The organism is Mediterranea massiliensis (genome assembly GCF_900128475.1).
GTDB lineage: Bacteria > Bacteroidota > Bacteroidia > Bacteroidales > Bacteroidaceae > Bacteroides > Bacteroides massiliensis_E.
Map to the genome: position 1 here is coordinate 415,772 of NZ_LT635838.1, position 20,686 is coordinate 436,457.

At 51.1% G+C, this 20,686-nt stretch carries 16 protein-coding genes; 12 read left to right on the top strand and 4 right to left on the bottom strand.

What is annotated here, in order from left to right:
* Window positions 1-48: 48 nt before the first annotated feature.
* The gene (locus tag BQ7483_RS11690) at window positions 49-906 is read right to left on the bottom strand and encodes an enoyl-ACP reductase FabI (protein WP_022020010.1); all 858 of its coding nucleotides are present in this window, start codon (window positions 904-906) and stop codon (window positions 49-51) included.
* Between the two features lie 176 nt (window positions 907-1,082).
* On the opposite strand from BQ7483_RS11690, the gene BQ7483_RS11695 reads away from it, so the two are divergent.
* Together BQ7483_RS11695 and BQ7483_RS11700 are read left to right on the top strand one after the other, a co-directional pair.
* Window positions 1,083-2,654 (top strand): glycoside hydrolase family 28 protein, encoded by a 1,572-nt coding sequence (locus tag BQ7483_RS11695; RefSeq protein WP_022020011.1) that lies wholly within the window; start codon window positions 1,083-1,085, stop codon window positions 2,652-2,654.
* 16 nt (window positions 2,655-2,670) lie between these two features.
* Entirely contained in the window at window positions 2,671-3,897 is a 1,227-nt protein-coding gene (locus BQ7483_RS11700) for a DUF4861 domain-containing protein (protein ID WP_072546243.1), read from the top strand.
* Between the two features lie 59 nt (window positions 3,898-3,956).
* On the opposite strand, the gene BQ7483_RS11705 is transcribed toward BQ7483_RS11700, so the two are convergent.
* Entirely contained in the window at window positions 3,957-5,171 is a 1,215-nt protein-coding gene (locus BQ7483_RS11705) for a transposase (protein ID WP_072545385.1), read from the bottom strand.
* A gap of 255 nt (window positions 5,172-5,426) precedes the next feature.
* On the opposite strand from BQ7483_RS11705, the gene BQ7483_RS11710 reads away from it, so the two are divergent.
* From BQ7483_RS11710 to BQ7483_RS11740, 7 genes are all read left to right on the top strand, one after another.
* Window positions 5,427-7,103: a glycoside hydrolase family 43 protein gene (locus tag BQ7483_RS11710; protein WP_072546022.1), complete on the top strand. Its 1,677-nt coding sequence runs from the start codon at window positions 5,427-5,429 to the stop codon at window positions 7,101-7,103.
* Between the two features lie 186 nt (window positions 7,104-7,289).
* Complete coding sequence (locus BQ7483_RS11715) at window positions 7,290-7,943, top strand: HAD family hydrolase (protein ID WP_072546023.1); 654 nt, start codon at window positions 7,290-7,292, stop codon at window positions 7,941-7,943.
* Window positions 7,944-8,247: 304 nt separating this feature from the next.
* Window positions 8,248-11,478, top strand: a complete 3,231-nt coding sequence (locus BQ7483_RS11720) for a SusC/RagA family TonB-linked outer membrane protein (protein WP_072546024.1) — start codon at window positions 8,248-8,250, stop codon at window positions 11,476-11,478.
* A gap of 24 nt (window positions 11,479-11,502) precedes the next feature.
* On the top strand, window positions 11,503-13,362 hold the full coding sequence (locus BQ7483_RS11725; RefSeq protein ID WP_072546025.1) for a RagB/SusD family nutrient uptake outer membrane protein: 1,860 nt from the start codon (window positions 11,503-11,505) through the stop codon (window positions 13,360-13,362).
* 31 nt (window positions 13,363-13,393) lie between these two features.
* Window positions 13,394-14,971 (top strand): DUF4957 domain-containing protein, encoded by a 1,578-nt coding sequence (locus tag BQ7483_RS11730; protein ID WP_072546026.1) that lies wholly within the window; start codon window positions 13,394-13,396, stop codon window positions 14,969-14,971.
* Window positions 14,972-15,565: 594 nt separating this feature from the next.
* Window positions 15,566-16,837: a site-specific integrase gene (locus BQ7483_RS11735; RefSeq protein WP_072543940.1), complete on the top strand. Its 1,272-nt coding sequence runs from the start codon at window positions 15,566-15,568 to the stop codon at window positions 16,835-16,837.
* Complete coding sequence (locus BQ7483_RS11740) at window positions 16,834-17,229, top strand: virulence RhuM family protein (RefSeq protein WP_072542292.1); 396 nt, start codon at window positions 16,834-16,836, stop codon at window positions 17,227-17,229. Before BQ7483_RS11735 ends, BQ7483_RS11740 begins: the two co-directional genes overlap by 4 nt.
* A 103-nt stretch (window positions 17,230-17,332) precedes the next feature.
* On the opposite strand, the gene BQ7483_RS11745 is transcribed toward BQ7483_RS11740, so the two are convergent.
* Window positions 17,333-17,668, bottom strand: a complete 336-nt coding sequence (locus BQ7483_RS11745) for a helix-turn-helix domain-containing protein (RefSeq protein ID WP_072542293.1) — start codon at window positions 17,666-17,668, stop codon at window positions 17,333-17,335.
* Window positions 17,669-17,761: 93 nt separating this feature from the next.
* A complete protein-coding gene (locus tag BQ7483_RS11750) occupies window positions 17,762-18,049 on the bottom strand; it encodes a helix-turn-helix domain-containing protein (RefSeq protein ID WP_071122342.1) in 288 nt (95 codons plus the stop codon).
* Window positions 18,050-18,290: 241 nt separating this feature from the next.
* Here BQ7483_RS11750 and BQ7483_RS11755 point away from each other — a divergent pair, with 241 nt between their 5' ends.
* The 3 genes from BQ7483_RS11755 (at window position 18,291) to BQ7483_RS11765 (ending at window position 20,636) form a co-directional block, all read left to right on the top strand.
* Window positions 18,291-18,590: a helix-turn-helix domain-containing protein gene (locus BQ7483_RS11755; protein WP_072542294.1), complete on the top strand. Its 300-nt coding sequence runs from the start codon at window positions 18,291-18,293 to the stop codon at window positions 18,588-18,590.
* 77 nt (window positions 18,591-18,667) lie between these two features.
* On the top strand, window positions 18,668-18,946 hold the full coding sequence (locus tag BQ7483_RS11760) for a helix-turn-helix domain-containing protein (protein ID WP_139247659.1): 279 nt from the start codon (window positions 18,668-18,670) through the stop codon (window positions 18,944-18,946).
* A gap of 31 nt (window positions 18,947-18,977) precedes the next feature.
* Window positions 18,978-20,636, top strand: coding sequence for a DUF3945 domain-containing protein (locus tag BQ7483_RS11765; protein ID WP_072542296.1), 1,659 nt, complete (start codon window positions 18,978-18,980; stop codon window positions 20,634-20,636).
* The last annotated feature ends 50 nt before the right edge of the window (window positions 20,637-20,686 follow it).

The following is a 20,686-nucleotide window of genomic DNA, read 5'->3' on the forward strand; positions in this document are numbered from 1 at the left end:
CTCCATTTCATTCTCCATTCTCAATTTTCAATTCTCAATTAAAAAAGTTTATCCGTAGATGATGTTGCCGTTGGCATCCTTGTACTCGTCGAGACCCTTCTCATACGTAGCCATGGCACGGAGGCTCATACCCACGCTGGAGAAACCGCCGTCGTGGTAGAGGTTCTGCATGGTGACCTTGCGGGTGAGGTCGGAGAACATCACGATGCAATAGTCGGCACACTCGTCGGCCGAAGCGTTGCCCAGCGGCGACATGCGGTTGGCAAAGTCGAACAGCTTGTCCATGCCCTTCACGCCCGAACCGGCGGTGGTCATCGTGGGCGACTGGGAGATGGTGTTGACACGCACGTGGTGCTCACGTCCGTAGATGTAGCCGAAGCTGCGCGCGATGGACTCGAGCAGGGCCTTGGCATCAGCCATGTCGTTGTAGCCGTAGAAAGTACGCTGGGCGGCAACGTAACTCAGGGCCAGGATGGAGCCGTAATCGGCAATGGCGCCCAGCTTCTTGGCCGTCTGTATCATCTTGTGGAAAGACACGGCCGAGATGTCCAGTGTCTTGTTCAGCATATCGTAATCCAAGTCATCGTACGTACGTTTCTTGCGCACGTTGGGAGACATTCCGATGGAGTGAAGCACAAAGTCAATCTGTCCGCCCAGCACTTCCATGGAGCGTTTGAACACGTTCTCCAGGTCTTCCACGCTGGTGGCGTCGGCGGGAATCACCTCGCAATGCAGCTTCTCGGCCAGGGCAGAAACTTCGCCCATGCGGACAGCTACGGGGGTGTTGGACAATGTAATGGTTGCACCCTCTTCAACAGCTTTTTCTGCAACCTTCCAGGCAATGGACTGCTCGTTCAGAGCACCGAAAATGATGCCTCTTTTTCCTTTCAATAAATTGTAACTCATACCTATTTAATAAAATTCACGCCGCAAAGATAGGAAGTTTCCCCGTAAGTTTCTTGAAAAACGGGGAAAGAAAGTGTCCGATTGACAAAAAATCCACCAAAATCAACAAATTGTACACAACAAAATAGGGTCATAACGATACTTTTGCCCTGGTAAAATTTTAAATGATATCACGAATGAACACACCTCTCAAGAAATTATTGGTGCTTGCATGCGCCTGGCTCTCCATGGCCTGCGCCCAGCAAGCTGACACCCGCCCCGACTCAAGCGGCACGTACGACGCCCTCTACCAGGGCGTGCCTTTCGACATGCCACAAGTGGTGCAACCCACCTTCCCCGACTATAGCGTCAACATCACCGCCTTCGGCGCCAAGGCCGACGGCAAGACTCTGAATACCAAGGCCATCAACGAGGCCATCAAAGCCGTCAACGAGAAGGGCGGAGGCAAGGTGGTCATCCCCGAAGGATTGTGGCTCACCGGCCCCATCGAGCTGCTGAGCAACGTCAACCTCTATACGGAGAAGAACGCGCTGGTGCTCTTCACCGACGACTTCAACGCCTACCCCATCATCAAGACCTCGTTCGAAGGGCTTGACACCCGCCGTTGCCAGTCGCCCATCTCGGCCCGCAATGCTGAGAACATCGCCATCACCGGCTACGGAGTGTTCGACGGCTCGGGCGACAGCTGGCGTCCCGTGAAGAAAGGCAAGATGACGTCCTCGCAATGGAAAGCCCTCCTTGCTACGGGCGGCGTAGTGGAGGACGACGTCTGGTATCCCACCGAAGGCTCGCTCAAGGGTGCCAAGGCCTGCAAGGAGTTCAACAATCCCGTGGGCATCGAGACCGATGAAGAATGGAACGAAATACGCCCGTGGCTCCGCCCCGTACTGCTGAACATCGTCAAGAGCAAGAAAGTTCTGCTCCAGGGAGTTACGTTCAAGAATTCGCCCAGCTGGTGTCTGCATCCCCTGTCCTGCGAACACATCACCATCGACAACGTCAAGGTGTTCAACCCCTGGTACTCGCAAAACGGCGACGCGCTCGACCTGGAGTCGTGCACCAACGCCCTGATTGTGAACAACACCTTCGATGCGGGCGACGATGCCATCTGCATCAAGTCGGGCAAGGACGAAGACGGACGCAGACGCGGAGAGCCCTGCCAGAATGTCATCGTGAAGAACAACATCGTGCTCCACGGCCACGGCGGCTTTGTGGTGGGCAGTGAGATGTCGGGCGGCGTCAAGAACATCTACGTGTCCGACTGTACCTTCCTGGGCACCGACGTAGGTCTCCGCTTCAAGAGTACCCGCGGACGCGGCGGCGTGGTGGAAAACATCCACATCGACCGCATCAACATGATTGACATCCCCCACGAAGCCCTGTTGTTCGACCTCTTCTATGGTGGCAAGGGAGCCGGCGAAGAGAGCGAAGAGGAACTGGCCAACCGCATGAAGGCTTCCGTACCTCCCGTCACCGAGGAGACGCCTGCCTTCCGTGACATCTACATCTCGAACATCACCGCCAGCAACGTGGGCCGAGCCATGTTCTTCAACGGGCTGCCCGAAATGCCCATCCGCAACATCGGCATCAAGGACGTGGTCATCAACGGCGCCCGCCAAGGCATCGTCATCAGCCAGGCCCAGAACGTGACCATCGACAACGCCCAGGTCGAGACCCAAGGGAAAGTCCTGCAAGTCAAGGACTCCAAAGACGTGAAAGTCAACGGAGAAACCTATCACGACCAATAACCTCCACCCGGACATGATGAAAAGATACACCTTCCTTCTGACAAGCCTCCTGTGGCTCGCGGCCCTCTGTGCCTCGGCCCAGGAGGATTTGACCCTCACGGTCGAACTGAAGAATACATGGGACAAGGCCCGCCAGGACGCTCCTGCCGTCATCCGCCTGGCCGACCTGCAGGCAGGTTTCCCGATACGCTCGGCCGTCGTCAGGGACGCCCGCCAGGAAATACCCTCGCAACTGGACGACTTGGACGGAGACCTCCTGCCCGACGAACTGGCATTCGTCATCGACCTGCCCGCCCGCGGCATCCGCCAAGTGACGGTCACCCTCTCGGCCACCAAGACTCAGAAGACCTATCCGCCCCGTGTGTTCGCCCAAATGCTGGTGCGCGACGCCAAGAAAGGCAAACATGCCCCTGTGCAATCCATCACCGTACCCGGCACCACAAACTTCTACAACATGCTCTACGGCCACGGCCCCATGTTCGAATCGGAGCTGGTGGGCTACCGCATCTATTTCAATGAGAAACAGACCATTGACCCCTATGGCAAATTCAACAAGGGACTGGAGCTGGAGAAAAGCCAATTCTATCCCAACGATGCCCAGCTGGCACAAGGCTTCGGCGACGACGTGCTCCTCGTGGGCAACAGTTGCGGCGTAGGCACTCTCAAGGGCTGGGACGGACAGAAGGCCACGCACGTGAAGCCGATAGCCAGCCGCACCGAACGCATCCTGGCAAGTGGCCCCATACGCACCGTCGTCGAGGTGGAAGTGAAGGGATGGGCCTATCAGGGAAGCGAACTCTCGATGACGCAACGCTACCTCCTCTATGCCGGCCACCGCGACCTGCGCATCGAGACGACCTTTGCCCGTCCCCTCCGGAATGAAGTCTTCTGTACAGGTGTACAGGACATCATGGGCAACGAAACCGTGGCCTACTCCGACCATCAGGGCCTGGCAGGCAGCTGGGGCAGGCATTGGCCCGTGACAGACACGGTGAAGTATGCCAAGGAAACCATCGGCATCGCCACCTACATCCCCCGGAAGTACGTCCTCCAGGAGGTGAAGGACGCCGACAACTATCTGTACACCCTCTCGGCTCCCGGCCAGACAGGCTTCCACCACTACACCATGTTCACCTCGCGCAAGGAGACCTTCGGCTATTCCACCGCCGAAGAGTGGTTCGCCTATCTGCAGGAATGGAAAGACGAGCTGGAGCATCCCGTAGAAATCAACATCCTGCCTTGAGTAAAAACACACTTTCACACGTATCCATTATACAATAGTTCGTTAACCATTAGCCTAGCCTAAGCGGCTTTGGCAGTAAATAAAATGAGTTCTTTGAAAAGTCTGTCAATTAAATGCGTGTCTGGTTCAATCCCAGACACGTGAATAAATCGTTCAAGCATGTAAGCATTGTGTATGACTGACTTGCATGATGATATGGAATATTTTATTCCCATCCTCTTACAGGCAGCCTTGGCAAGGTTTATCGCTGCAAGTGATGCATTAAAGTGAAATGCCAGTTTCCTGAAGTCTGTAGACTGACAGTTTGTTATTCCGGCATATTGCTTGGCATCACGAAAGCAAAATTCGAGTTGGAAACGTGTCCTGTAAAAGTCCAGAACATCCTGTGCGTTCTGTGTTTCGTCCGTAGAGAAATACAGCTGCCATTTGTCCGTTCCATCCATAGGATACCATACAGCCAGGCTCACAAAGCGTTTGAGCGCTTTGGAGTATGCTTTCAGTCCGTAAAGTTTACCCTTGTTCACTTTGTACTCGGTACATCTTGTGATGTCCAGATTTTCAAAGTCAATTTTCTCGTCATGTAATTTTGGACGTCCGCGTTTTCCTGTCCTATTTTCTAAGGTGGGATAAAACAATACGGCATCATTCCTGAAACGGCTTATTACGTGGAAACCGTTATCGTACAATGGTTTGATGAAAGTTGCCTTTGAAAAGAACGCATCACATACGACTGTGCCAGAAATACGTTTCAGCTGTTCCTGTATGCTGATAAGGTAAGAGCTGTACCAGTCAACAAGATTCTTCTCACAGCTTTCCAGCGTTGCGTTGTCAGGTGTCTGTACAGAACCCAAAGTCATACATTCATGGTTGTCAACGTCTATAACTCCAATACCGGTTATTTCCAGTCCGCGTTTGTATTCACCGGCACAACCGGACCAGAAATAGCCAATCCATGGCGTTTTGCTGCCTGATTTTGGAATGAAAGACGGATCAACGGCTATCGCCTTACGACCACCTTTAAGGTGTTCTCTAATGATGGCTTCATTGAAGGAAAACCAGTCAAAGCCATCATTCTCAAAATTGTTTCGGTATGTCTGTTCTGAGAAACATCCATATCGTCCCATTTGTAGGAAATTGATGCGGTCAGGTATGGCCATGAACAATTTTATTGCATCCATGAATACTTTCTGGAAAGATTTGCTTATATTTACAACTGATTCGAGAGCATTCCTGCACTCGGATTGGTATTGCATAAGGAGTGATTCTTTGGTCATAATTAAAAGTGGTGAGATACTTCTAATTTACTAATAATCAACAAATTATGCAATACTTTCATGCTTTATTTTCAGCTATTTATCATATATTTTTCATCACTTTTCTTACCCCTTAACGATTCATTCTTGACAGTATTTCAATGATCTCTTTAATAATATTGAACTGGCTAACACCGATTCTATTATTTAATTAAATTTATCGGTAAAAATTTACCGAAGTATTGTTATACAATCAGACATCAAAAAGAATCTGCCATGAACATCACCAAAATACTTTTGGGGCTCTGTCTGCTGGTCACTTTGCCTGCGACCGCCCAACAAGGAAACTACGTATCGAAAGTGTGGGTGTCCGACCAAGGCGACGGCACATACCAAAACCCCGTCCTCTATGCCGACTATTCCGACCCCGACGTCTGCCGCGTAGGCGATGACTTCTATCTGACGGCTTCCAGCTTCAACTGCCTCCCAGGCCTGCCCATCCTCCACTCCAAGGATCTGGTGAACTGGAGCCTCATCGGAGCCGCCATCCCCAACAAACTGACTCCCGCGACCACTCCCGAACGGCCTGAACATGGTAACCGCGTATGGGCACCTGCCATCCGCCACCACAACGGGCTGTTCTACATTTTTTGGGGAGACCCCGACCAAGGTATCTTCATGGTGAAGGCCCAAGCCCCGCAAGGTCCTTGGACCGAGCCAGTACTCATAAAGGCAGGCAAGGGCATCATCGACCCCTGTCCTTTCTGGGACGAAGACGGACGCGTCTATCTGACACATGCCTATGCAGGAAGTCGGGCCGGGCTCAAGAGCGTCATTGCCGTCTGCGAGCTCAATGCTGAAGCTACGCAGGCCATCACTCCTTCACGCATCGTCTTCGACGGACATGAAGCACACAAAACGTGCGAAGGCCCCAAATTCTATAAAAAGGGAGATTATTACTACATCTTTCATCCGGCCGGAGGAGTACCCACAGGCTGGCAGGTCGTACTCCGCTCGAAGCACATCTATGGCCCCTATGAGTGGAAAACGGTACTGGCACAGGGCGATACTCCCATCAACGGCCCCCATCAGGGCGCTTGGGTGGACACACCGACGGGCGAAGACTGGTTCCTCCACTTCCAGGATGTAGGAGCCTATGGCCGCCTGGTCCACCTGCAACCCATGAAGTGGGTGGACAATTGGCCCGTCATCGGAGAGGACAAGGACGGCGACGGATGCGGCCAGCCCGTGCTGACTTACAGAAAGCCTCATGTAGGCAAAGCCTATCCCGTCTGCACCCCGCAAGAGAACGATGAATTCGACGGCTTCACCCTCTCGCCCCAATGGCAATGGCACGCCAACATCAACGAAAAATGGGCCTACTATGCCGGCGACCAGAGCATTGTCCGCCTTTATTCCTATCCCGTCGTGGAAGACTACAGAAACCTCTGGGACGTGGCCAACCTGCTCCTGCAAAAGACACCTGCCCCCAACTTCACGGCCACGATGAAGCTCACCTTCAGGCCCACCAACCGATATCAGGGCGAACGCACAGGGCTCGTCGTGATGGGCCTCGACTATGCCGGCCTCATGCTTGAAAATACGGGCAAAGGAGTGGTACTCTCACAGGCAGAGTGTCCCGATGCCGAAAACGGGACACCCGAGCAGGTAAATGCCTCCACGTCGTTGAACCATCCGACCGTCTACTTGCGCGTCCGCTTCAGTTGCGACGGTCGTAGGATAGCCCAAAGCGAGGGCGGGCACGACCTTGTGGTGATGTGCCAGTTCAGCTATAGCCTCAACGGAAAGGACTTCAAGCAGCTGGGCAGGCCCTTCCAGGCCAGGGAAGGCAAATGGATTGGAGCCAAAATAGGAACCTTCTGCACCCGTCCCGCCATCAAGGCCAACGACGGCGGATGGGTAGACATAGACTGGTTCCGCATCACTCCCTAAAGAGAATAACTTCGGCCTCCTTCGGAAAGGCCATCAGCCTTTTCCCGCCCAACATTGCTTTACGGGCAGGAAAAGGCCGTTTTCTTCCCCGCAAAGCAATGCTTTTCCTCCCGCACCATGCCGTCCTATCGAAATAAATGCTACTTTTGCGCCAAAATCAGAAGAAATCAAGGAGGACCCATAAAAATGAAAAAACTGGTTATATTCGACCTCGACGGCACCCTGCTGAACACCATTGCCGACCTGGCACAAAGCACCAACTACGCCCTCAGCACACTGGGCTATCCCACACACGACGAATCGGCCTACAAGTTCATGGTGGGCAACGGCATCAACAAGCTCTTCGAACGCGCCCTGCCCGAAGGCCAAAAGACCGAAGCCAACGTTCTGAAGGTACGCGCCCAATTCGTCCCCCACTACGACCTGCACAACGCCGACAAGAGCCGTCCCTATCCGGGCATCCCCGAACTCCTTGCCCAGCTCCAGGAGCAACACATCCAGCTGGCCGTGGCCTCGAACAAATACCAGTCGGCCACCCGCAAGCTCATCGCCCACTACTTCCCCGCCATCCGCTTCGCCGCCGTCTACGGCCAGCGCGACGGCGTCAGTCCCAAGCCCGACCCGACCGTCGTCTTCGACATCCTCAAGGACACAGGCGTCGCCGCCGCCGACACCCTCTATGTAGGCGACTCGGCCGTCGACATGCAGACGGCACTCAACGCCCGCGTCACCGCCTGCGGCGTCACCTGGGGGTTCCGTCCGCGCACCGAACTCGAAGCCCTCTGTCCGAGATACATTGTTGGAAAAACGGAAGAAATAGCCGACATCGTCCTGGGTTAAGCCCCGGACGGTGTTTTCCGTCCGCCCGCCGCATCAAAAAATACACCCGGCTCCCCTGTCCGGAAACGCCCGCCCGAACGCCGACAACCTCACTATGAAGACACTCAGACGGATATTTATGCTATATAGCATGTTTCTAGGCCGATTGTTCTGAAAGTCTGCACACATAACAAAAATTCCCACCCTAAGAACAAATATTCCACATTCTCTCGTTTACAATCATATACATTTGCACCGAGGAATTAACAGTGTGGTCGAACACACTTAATCGAAAATTAACTTTTTATTTAATAACATGCAAAGAATGTCTAACAAAATGAAAACCACGCGCGCCGCGCTACTATCCTTCTTGGTAGCCTTGATATCGCTCAGCGTATCCGCGCAAAACGTAACCGTAAAGGGTACCGTGAAAGACAAAACGGGAGAAACCGTCATCGGCGCTTCCGTAGTTGAAAAAGGGAATACCGGCAACGGTACCATCACCGACATCGACGGGAACTACACCCTGAGTGTTCCCGCTCATGCCACCATCGTCTTCTCGTACGTAGGTATGGCAACCCAGGAAGTGGCCGTCAAAGGGAAAACCAGAATTGACATCACCATGGAAGACGATGCGCAGGCATTGGAAGAAGTCGTAGTCATCGGCTATGGCTCCGTGAAGAAAAAAGACCTGACGGGATCGGTCGCTACGGTCAACTCGGACGTACTGGCCGCCGTGCCGGTAGCCAACGCCACAGAGGCCCTCACGGGTAAGATGGCCGGTGTGCAGATTACCACCACCGAAGGTTCGCCCGATGCAGAAATGACCATTCGCGTACGTGGTGGCGGCTCCATCACGCAGAGCAACGAACCTCTGTACATCGTGGACGGCTTCCCCGTTGAATCCATCTCCGACATCCCCGCCTCCGAAATCGAAGACATCACCGTCCTGAAAGACGCCTCCTCCACCGCCATCTACGGTTCGCGTGGTGCCAACGGCGTTATCCTCGTCACCACCAAGTCGGGTAAGGAAGGCAAGGTGAACGTCAGCTACAACGCCTACTACAGCTGGAAGAAAGTGGCCAAGACGCTGGACGTGCTCAGCGCACGCGACTATGCCGAATGGCAGTACGAACTGGCCAACATCCTGGGTGATGTAACCACCTATGAAGAACACTTCGGCAGCTACAACGACATCGACCTGTACGACAATGTAGCCACGAACGACTGGCAGGACCTCACCTTCGGCCGCACTGGACACACGTTCAACCACAACGTCAGCATCAACGGCGGTAGCGACCGAATAAAATATGCCTTCAACTACGCCCACATGGACGACAAGGCCATCATGCAGATGTCCAACTTCAAGCGCGACAACCTGAGCCTGAAGCTGAACGGCAAAATCAACAAGCGCATCTCGGTAGACCTGCAGGCCCGCTGGTCGAAGACCAAAATCAACGGTGCCGGCGCCAACGAGACAAGCAGTACGCTCAACACCGACAAACGTCTGCGTTATGCCGTACAGTACACTCCGTTCCCTGTAGAAGGTGTATCCGACGCGGGAGACGATGACGGAACCAACTCTTCCTTCTACAATCCACTGACCGCCCTGCGCGACAACGACGAACGCCGCTTCCGCACCCAGCTGAACATGGCAGGCGCCGTTACCTGGGAAATCATCGACAACCTGAAGTTCAAGACCGAACTGGGCTACGACACCTATAAATATGACAGAGACCGCTTCTACGGAACTACCACCTACTACGTACGCAACAACGTACCGGCAGACGCCCAAGGCAAGCCCGCCATCGAACTGACCAAACAGTATCGTACCAAGATCCGCAATACCAATACCTTGAACTACGACTTCGAAAAGTTGTTCGCGAAAGGCAGCCTGCATCACCTCAATGCCCTGGTAGGTCACGAATACGTATTGGAGAAGAACGAAGTGCTGACCAACGTAGTTGTAGGTTTCCCCGACTGGGTTACTTCCAGCGACGCTTGGAAACTGACCAACATGGCAGGTACCTCCCCGCAAGAGATTGAAAACTTCTACGATCCGGACGACATCCTTCTTTCTTATTTCGGCCGTGTCAACTATGACTATGACAGCAAATATCTGGTGAGCGCTACCTTCCGCGCCGATGGTTCTTCCAAGTTCGCCGACGGCAACCGCTGGGGCTTCTTCCCCTCGGCAGCCTTAGCATGGCGTATTTCTTCCGAACCGTTCATGGAAGGGACACGCAGCTGGCTGGACGACTTGAAATTGCGTTTCAGCTACGGTACCGCCGGTAACAACAATATTCCCGCCGACGTAATCAACCAGAGCTACCAGTTCAAGACAACCGCCTGGATCAATGGCTACGACAACATCCTGGCCGCTACGGCTACAATGGCCAATCCCGACCTGAAGTGGGAAACCACCTATACACGCAACCTCGGTTTGGACTACAGCTTCCTGGGTGGCCGCATCAATGGTACCATCGAAGGCTACTGGAACAATACCAAGAACCTCTTGATCGAATATCCTGTATCAGGAACCGGATACACCTACCAGTATCGCAACATGGGTGAAACCCAAAACCGCGGTTTCGAGTTCACCGTCAACTATACAGCCGTCAACAAGAAGAACTTTGGCCTGAGTCTGGGTGCCAACATCTCCATCAACAAGAACAAGGTAGTATCGTTGGGCGACCTCCAGTCCATCGACAACATCGCTACCCAATGGGCTTCTACAGAAATCGACCAGGACTTCGTCATCAAGACCGGCGAACCCATCGGACAGATTTGGGGATACGTCAGCGACGGACGCTATGAAGTATCCGACTTCGACATCGCCGCTTCCCAAGCAGCCGGTACCTGGGTACTGAAAGAAGGAGTGGCAGACGCCAGCGGTATCATCGGTGCCGTTCGTCCCGGCTCCATGAAGCTGAAAGAGACCAAAGCCGAAAAGACCGGTTCCATCACGACGGCTGACCGTCAGATTATCGGCGACACCAACCCCGACGCCATCGGCGGTTTCAACATCAACGCACGCCTGTACGGTTTCGACCTGAGCGCCAACTTCAACTTCAGCATCGGCAACGACGTGTACAATGCCAACGCCATCGAATATACCCAGACGTCCAAATACCAGTACCGTAACCTGATTTCCACCATGGCCTCCGGCTCACGTTGGACTAACGTCGACGCCAACGGCAACTTCCTGGATTGGAACAATGCAGAGGCACTGGCCGCTCTGAACGCCAACACCACCATGTGGTCTCCTTATACCAGCAAGTACGTCCTGACCGACTACTACGTAGAAGACGGCTCGTTCCTGCGCCTCAACACCTTGACCTTGGGTTACACCCTGCCCCAAAGCCTGTTGAAGAAGATACACATCAGCAACCTGCGCTTCTACGCCACCGCCTATAACCTGTTCTGCCTCACGAACTATTCAGGCTTCGATCCGGAAGTATCGACCATGCGCCGCACGAACCTGACTCCGGGTGTAGACTATTCGGCTTATCCCAAGAGCCGCCAGTGGGTCATCGGTGTAAACATCAATTTCTAATAACCATTCAATTCACATCTGATAATGAAAAAATTAGCATATATTCTCAGCTTGTTTGCCGGCGGCATGCTCACCGTTACATCCTGCGACTTGGAGGCGCCGGCCAAGTCAACCTTGAGTACCGACTTGATCTTCTCAACAGAAGGTTTGGCAGACGCAGCAGTCATGGCCATCCACGAATCATTTGGCCAGACCAACTCCTACCGCGGTCGTTTTATCCCCTATTTCGGCATCAACACCGATTGCGAAATATACAACAATTACGCGGACGACTCCAAGGACCCGTACACAGACAAGGAAATATCCCTGGCCGTTTATTCCGCCAGTGCGGACAACACCTATATGAACACCACCAACAATGCGTGGAACTATATGTATGAAGGCATTGAACGCGCCAACAAGGCTCTTGAAGGCATGAAAGAAAACGCCGACCTGACCAATGCCAATCTGGCCCAACTCTACGGCGAGCTGCTGACACTTCGTAGCTTCATCTACTTCGATCTGGTAAAAGCCTGGGGAGACGTGCCCTACCGCTTTGAGTCCAATACGTCAGAGACCATCTACCTGCCCCGTACAGACCGTGTGACCGTATTGAAGAAGGTGTTGGACGACCTGCTGGAAGCAGAAAATTATTTGGGATGGCCGAACGAGAACAGCTATACCACTTCTGTAGAGCGTTGCAGCAAGGCCTTTGCCAAAGGTCTGCGTGCCCGTGTAGCCCTCTTCCTGGCAGGCTACTCCCAATGGCCCAACGAGGGTTTGCGCTACAACATCCAAGACGAAACAGAACGCCGCGAGATGTACAAGATCGCACTGGACGAATGTGCAAGCGTCATCAACCAGGGCTGCAACCAGTTAGGTTCGTTCGAGCAGAACTTCCGCAACCTGTGTGAGGAAAATGTTTCTGCCGGACAGGAATCCATTTACGAAATTCCTTTCGCCAGCGGCCGTGGCCGTGTGCTCTACACCTGGGGCGGCAAGCACGCCGAGGTAGACCAATGGACCAAGCTGGCCAAAGGTGGTGTCAACGGCCCGACTCCCACGCTGTGGTATGACTACGACAAGGACGATGTACGCCGCGACATCACTTGCCTGCCTTATACCTGGGACGGTGACAAGACAACCTCCAACAAAACCATCAGCGGAACTTCCGGTGGCGGTTGGAGTTTTGGCAAGCTCCGTTTCGAATGGATGAAGCGCATCGTGACATCAACCAACGACGACGGCATCAACTTCCAGGTAATGCGCTATGCAGACATCTACCTGATGGCAGCCGAAGCCGAAAACATGCTGAACGGTCCCAGCAACGCCGGCCAGTACATGCAGCCTGTCTTGAACCGTGCATATCCTTCCGACAAGGTTTCGACCATCCTCAGCAATGCCAAAGCCAGCCAGGAAGCTTTCCAACAGGAAATTATGGACCAGCGTAAATTCGAGTTTGCCGGAGAAGCCATCCGCAAAGTAGACCTGATGCGCTGGGGACAGTTGAGCAACGCTTTAGCTGAAACAAAAGCCAAGATAGAACGTCTGGCCAAGCGTACTGGAGAATATTCCGGCTATCCCGCCAAGATTTACTACAATGAAGGACTGGATGCCGCTCCTACAGACGCAGACGGATATACAGTCTATGGCCTGGAAGCCGGCGATACAGATGACTACGGGAAAGAGAATTTCACTGAAAGCTCCTACTGGTTCACTTTCCGTGAAGAGGGAAGCGGCAGTGACGACGAAGCCAACAAAAACATCCAAGAGAACAATACGCGCATCCAGCGCTACATTGACTATCTCTATGTCAACGATCCCAACGAAAAGATGTTCTGGCCTATCTGGAAGGTATTTATCGATGGCAGCAACGGCCAGCTGGTAAACTACTACGGTTATTAATCATTCACTCTATATTTAATAGCGAAACATTATGAACAAGATATTAAAACGAATCAGTTATACATTGGGCATGTGCGCTTTGGCGTTCACTGCCGTCTCCTGCGATGACGAAGCCGAAGAACTGACGAGCGTAGAATACGACCGTCTGTTTGCACCGACAGAATTGGAGATACGCATCCAGGACCGTACCAATATCCGTGCCAGCTGGGGATGTCTGTCGGACGCCAATGCCCAGTCGTACACCATTGAGCTGTTTGCCGACGACCCCAACATGGCTTGCGAAGGCACGGCAACAGAGACTTATACAGACATCAAGGAAAATCCGTACGTCATCACCGGACTGGCTGGCGAGACCACTTACTCTTTCCGCATAAAGGCTGTAGGCGAGAGCAAAGAATCCAACTGGACCACAACCGTATTCACAACCGAAGCTGAACAAATCTTCCAGTCCGTCAGCGACGCAGACATTACAGCGACATCCGTCACCTTGCGTTGGGTTGCCGGTGAGGAAGCCAGCACCATTACGGTAACGCCGACCCAGGAAGGCAGTACAGCGGCTTCTGTCACCTATACGGTAACGGCCGAAGACATCGCCAACGGATATGCCACCATCGTAGGATTGACCCCTGAAACTGATTATGAAGCTGTATTGAAATTGGACAATCGCACACGTGGTACCATCGAATTCACTACTTCCATCGATACCGGCGGCATGACGCTGGTAGCAGAAGGCGACGACCTGGTTGCAGCCATCGAAGCAGACCAAGGAGCAGGCCTCTTCCTGACAGGCAGCACCTATGAAATGGGCAATTACACCTTGACGAAAGCCATTGCCATTGCAGCGGCTCCGACCAACAAGCCCTCCATCCACGGTCGTTTCGTAATCGGATCGGCTATCGGTTCGTTGACATTGACCAACCTCATCTTTGACGGCCAGGGTGATACAGACAACATACTCGAGCTGAAAAGTGCTGATGCCAATCTGGGTACACTGACCATCGAAGGATGCGAGATACGCAATATGGGCAAACACATCATGTACAACAATGCCAAGGGAACGTTTGGAAATATCGTCATCAACAACTGTATCATCGATGGTATCGATAACGGAGGAGGCGACGGCTTCGACCTTCGTGGAGGTGCTTTGCAGTCGCTTACGGTCAGCAATACCACCATCAGCAACGGTGTCAGAACCCTGCTCCGCTGCCAGGTAGCCAGCACAACGAACGTTATCTTCCAGAATTGTACCTTCTATAACATCTGTACGCTGGACAACTCCAACAACAATGGACTCTTCCAGATGGACAAGACCGACGAAAGCAGTCTGCTCACCGTCAAGAACTGCCTGTTCTATGGAATAGGTACCGCCAATCCGAGCGCTACAGAATCGGGCTCATGGGGTAGAAGCTCCAAGTTCAAGGCCAGTGCAAAATACAGCAACAACTATTACTACAACTGTCCGAACCTGTGGGCAAGTCTGTACAAAGACGACCACTCTGCAGTTGCCACCGAAGCCGATCCTGGCTTTGCCGATGCTGCCAACGGTGATTTCACCATCAGCAACGAAGACATGATCTACTATCAGGTAGGAGACCCGCGCTGGTATTAATCAGAACAGATCATCCATCCAAATAAGAGAGGCAGTTCCAGGTTCGTCCTGGGACTGCCTCTCTTTTCATGTTAAGACTGCCTGCCAACTGCTGCCGGACACTGCTTGCCAAAGAAAATGCTGTATAGTTATAAATCAAAAAGACGGTCCGGCTTAATCTGGGAAAGCCATTCATCGGCCCCATCAACTCCTGAACGGAGAAAGACATCTGTTCAAGCTGGACAAACCATCAGTTTAGCTATAGGAAAGTACATATAAAAAGTGTTTGAGAGAAGAATGAGGAAAGTTTACTGGTTATCAGTTACTTTCCTCATTTTGGTTAAAAGTGGCGAGGACAGACGAAGACGGGAATACGACAAGATGAGACAGAGGAACGTTACCTATCCGTAACCTATACCCCAAATGGTGAATGTTGAGGTTCGGAAGAATAAGGAAGGTTACGAATTGAATTTGAACGCTCTGATTTATAGTGAGTTACTGATGAGTAACGTAAGATTTTTGGTTACGAACCAAATTTGCCGTGTTCTGCCGTGAAATGCGTAGCAAGAAAAGACTCTTCATGTATTAATTTTGAACGCAAAAATGAATGACGTTATGAAGAGTACATTTTCAATTATCTTCTACCTCAAAAGACAGGTAGTAAAGAAAGATGGTACAGTTCCAGTTATGGGACGTATCACAGTGGACGGAACACAGGCGCAGTTCAGTTGCAAGACAACTGCCAATCCAGATTTGTGGGATACCAAGGGCGGACGCATGATAGGTAAGAGTATGCAGGCTTTGGAAGTGAACCGCAAATTGGACAAGATGCGTGTGAGTATCAGTAAGCATTATCAGGAGATTATGGACAGGGACAACTTCGTCACTGCCGACAAGGTGAAGAACGCCTTTCTTGGTTTGGAGTATCGTTGCCATACACTGATGAAAGTCTATTTCCAAAGCCGTGATGAAATGGAAAAGCAATATAAGGCTGGCATAAAGTCTTTGAGCTCATTCACAAGATACAGAATAGGATGTGCCTATGTCGGTGAGTTCTTGCAATCGCATTATCATGTCAAGGATATTGCTTTGAAAGAGTTGTCGCTGCCTTTTATCACGGACTACGAGACTTTTCTCAGAACCGAAAAGCACTTGAAGATAAACTCTGCGATGGTGTTTGTCCGCAATCTCCGTGCAATGGTATTCCGCGCCATAGATAATGAGTGGCTTGTAAAAGACCCTTTCAGACGATATGAGTACAAGGAAGAAGAGACGACAAGGGAGTTCTTGACAAAAGAAGAGATTCGCTTGCTCATGGAAATACCAATCACCCGAAAGAAGATGAGCATGGTACGTGATTTGTTTCTGTTCTGTTGTTTCACTGGTCTCGCCTTCATAGATCTTTATAACCTGAAGGAAGAGAACATCAAAACGTTCTTTGACGATGGCGAGTGGATAATAATCCATCGACAGAAGACGGGAACTGAAGCCGACATCAAGTTGCTTGACTATCCCAAGCAGATTATGGAAAAATACCGTGGATTGTGTGAAGACGGTAGGGTATTTCCAGTACCCAACTACAAAAGTTGTATGGATTCGCTCAAAAGACTGGGCAAGAGATGCGGCATCACCAAGCCGCTGTCCTGGCACCTATCCCGTCATTCGTTCGCAACCTCGGTTTGCCTCTCCAACGGAGTTCCAATAGAAACCGTGAGTTCAATGCTTGGTCACAAGAACATAAAGACAACCCAGGTGTATGCCAAGATTACCAAAGAAAAATTGAGCAAAGACGTGGAAAAGTTGTCTCAGCAGATTAATAACATTGAGGAATTCACGTTTGGAAATGTTTGCAACGACAATACTAACACTATAAATGGCAGAGTATGAAACGACAAGTGATAACAATACAAGAAGATATGGTCATCTACGCCCCACATCATGGTGAGGTGTGGATGACAGTTTGGGAGATTGCCGAACTGTTGAATGTAACGGGGACAGCAGTGAAGAATACCATCAAGCGCATTTGGAAACAAAGTGTGCTGAAAGACTTCCAGCATTCTCAATACATCAAACTTGAAAATGAATATTCTGCGCATGTCTATGATATGGAAGTGATTATCGCCATAGCACTTCAAATGGATACATACCAAGCCTTGTTGTTCAGACAATGGTTTATAAGTAAGGTTGTGAACCGCAAGGATTGCCAAGCAGAGCAAGTAAAACACGAGTATCCGATGATTATTGTGATGAACGGAACGATGCCAAGAGGTGCAAGTTAGAATTTCTCATCTTTTAATAAGATTCCTACACCTTTATAATATAATAGCGTACAGGGGGAACGATTTTTGTCGTTGTACCCTGTACGCTATTTTTGTTTCGCTATTATGAAGCAGTACCCTCCCCTTGTGAAACAGTGCCGTCGATTATCGGCTTGCGGTAATTACCAGTGAGAAGTGCTTGTATCTCGGATTCCGGATAGAGGGTTTTGCCACATAATATAATGTAGGGCAAGATGCCTTGTTTGCGATATTCCTGCAAGGTGCGGCGACTAAGCTTCAGGAACTCGGAGAGTTCCTTGTCGGTGAGGTATCGCTCCCCGTCCAAAGGTGGGTTGTAGGACTCGATGAATGAGGATAGCCAGTTGTTGGCTTTCTTCAAGGATTGCATGGCGGTGTCTATCGACTTGCTCTCATGCGTAAGAAGTTGGTTCATGTTCATTGTTTACAATTTGGATTAAGTGGTGAATATAAAATGTGTTGGCTCGCCCATGGTAAAGTTTTTGGCTTTGCCTTGGACGAGTTTGGTCTTATGCTATACCGATTTGATTCTGGCGATAAGCGGAACGATGGCTTTGACCTCTTCGGGGCAGTAATAGAATTGGCGACCTATCTGGGTATGCCCCAAGAAACGGCGGTCACGAAGTTTTTGTAAGGTGCGCTGGCTGATGCGAAGTTGCTGGCAGACCTCATGACCTGTAAGCCATTTGTTCAGACGCTTGCCGTTAGCCTTATGCTTCAGCAACTCAACTTTCTTTACCAAGGCATCGTATCTTGCCATCATCAAGTCGAATGCCTTCTTTTCCATTGTTACTACTTCCATATTCTCTGTTTTATTGGTTCAACAAATTCGGGTGCAAAGTTAATGTGTGTATGTAGAAAAACAATGAAAATGAATAACTGTGGCAGTGCTTTTCTGGGGTTTGCCGACCGCTTGGCAAGAAAAATCAAGAAAATTATACGTGGGTCATTAATGAGTTGTTAAACGGATATTTCGCAAATGATTAATTTTGCCACCGAGAAATCAAAACAGCAAAGTTTGTAACATTTAAAACGGAATCAAAATGGAAGTAATAACAATGGAAAGTTCAGCCTTTAAGATGCTGACAGAACAGATTGCCGACGTGGCAAAGTTGGTAGCTCTCATATATTCCAATGCGAGAGAAAATACCAAAAGAAGAAGTATGGAACTTGTGCTGACAAGCAGTGATGCAGCAAGAATACTTGGGATAAGCAAGCGAACCCTGCAGCGCTTGCGCTCTACCAACAGCATCGAGTACTTCATGGTGCGCGGACAATGCAGATACAGCATCAACGCTGTACAGAAATTGATTGAGGAACGAACCATTGCCAAGGAGACATGAGTATGGAAGATGGAACATTGAGACGATTGGAATTATATCTGCATGACCTGCACAAGAAGATTGACGGCATCTATGACATGCTGATGTTGAGACATGAGCGAAGCGGAGAGGACAAGGGATGCTCTTGCATCAACGAGAGATTGCTCGACAACCAGGATCTCTGTCTTCTGTTTCAAATCTCTCCCCGTTCCCTGCAACGCTACCGCAGTCTGGGAGTGCTTCCCTACAAGCGGCTGGGACAGAAGACCTACTATACGGAGGAAGACGTGAAGCAATTTATCAAGAACAACGTGAAGGATTTCAATCAAGAGAATGTGGAGCATTATTTGACTCGCATTCACCAAAAATTCAAATAACAAAAGTATTCACCATTAAACATTTACAATTATGGTACAAAAGAAAAAGAGTGATGAACAGGACGTGCTGGTAGTCCGTGACGAGAAGACGGGCGAGATCAGCGTCGTCGCCGGACTCAGCAGAGACGGCACACCGAAGCGAGCACCCGCCAAGGCGGAGAACACGTCCGACTTCCTGCGTTTTGACCGCAACAGTGACTTGATGGACAGTTTCTTTAGAAACTTCTACCGCCAGTGCAAGGAGCCAAGCCGATTCGGATTCTACCGCATAGCGGCAGACCAGGTGGGAAACCTGCTTGGAGTGATGAAGGAGTTACTGAAAGATCCGGAGGCTAACAAGGAGATTCTTTCCGCCCACAAGGTTGACACCTCCAATTATGAGAAAGAGGCAAAGCAATCGGAAGGTCAGGCGAAAGAAACCGCATCATCGGACGATGCGTCCAAGACGCAAGCTAACACAGAAAAAGAGAATGTACCATCTGAACAAACCAACGAAAAAGAGAACGACATGGAACAGAAACCAGAACAGACCGCAACCGAACAGCAGGCACAGACCGCTCCGGGTGTAAAGCAGAACCTCATTAGTGGTAACGATGTGAACCTGCAGGAACTTGGTGCCAAATATGGCATAGACTTCAACAGTATGAATGAGAAGGATATGAAAGCCCTGCTCAACTACGGCAAGACAGGGCTTGTGATTGTGAAGCCGACCTTCGGCGGTGAACAGATAGAGATACAGGCCCGTCTGTCATTCCGCAAGGACGATAACGACCAGTTGCAACTCGTGCCGCATTTCGTGCGCAACGAGCCTAAACTCGATGTCGCTTACAAAGGCTATACCTTCACTCCAGAGGACAAGAAGAACCTGTTGCAGAACGGCAACCTCGGAAAGGTAGTGGATTTCCCCGACAAGAATACAGGTGAGCTGCGTCCTCATTTCATCAGTATCGACCGTCTCACCAATGAGATTGTTGACATCCCGACCAACAAGGTGCGCATCCCCGATACCATCGGCAAGACACCTATTACCAAGGACGATAAGAGAGTGCTCTACTCAGGTATTCCGCTTCGCAAGGAGATTGAGCTTGCCAACGGGCGCAAGTTTACACCGCTGCTGCAGGTGAATGTGGAACAGCGTGGCGTGGAGTTCGTGCCTGGCAGCACAAGACAGGCGCAAGGTCAGAAACAGAATGGAGACAAGAAGCAAACCGCTGACAAGCAGGAGCAGAAGGCAGAAGGTGATGCGGGCGGTCAGAAGAAGCAGCAAGATCCCAACCACTGGCTCAATGAGGACGGAACCATCCGCCGACTCAACACCTATTTCAAGAAGGAACTGACCGAGCAGCAGAAGGACGACTATGTGGCAGGCAAGACCATCGAGATCAAGGAAGTGCCGAACAAGAACGGCAGCGGTACCTATACCGCCTACGTAAAGTTCGACTTCGACAAGATGCAGCCACGTTCCTACCGCAACAATCCAGACCTCAAACAGGCGAAGGAACAGATTCCGACCAATGAGAACAAGGTACAAGTCGCCGTCAACGAGCAGGGCAAGACCCATGAGGCGACCAAGCACACCAAGGATCCGCTGAGTCCGGGACAGTCTGCGCCAAAGAACGAAAAGCAGCAGAAGGAACAGAACGCAGAGGAACAGAAGCCAAAGAGAAAGGCAAGAAGCGTGAAGATGTAGTTGCCGCCACTTGATCCACAGAGTTAATCATCCATCATAACAACCGACAT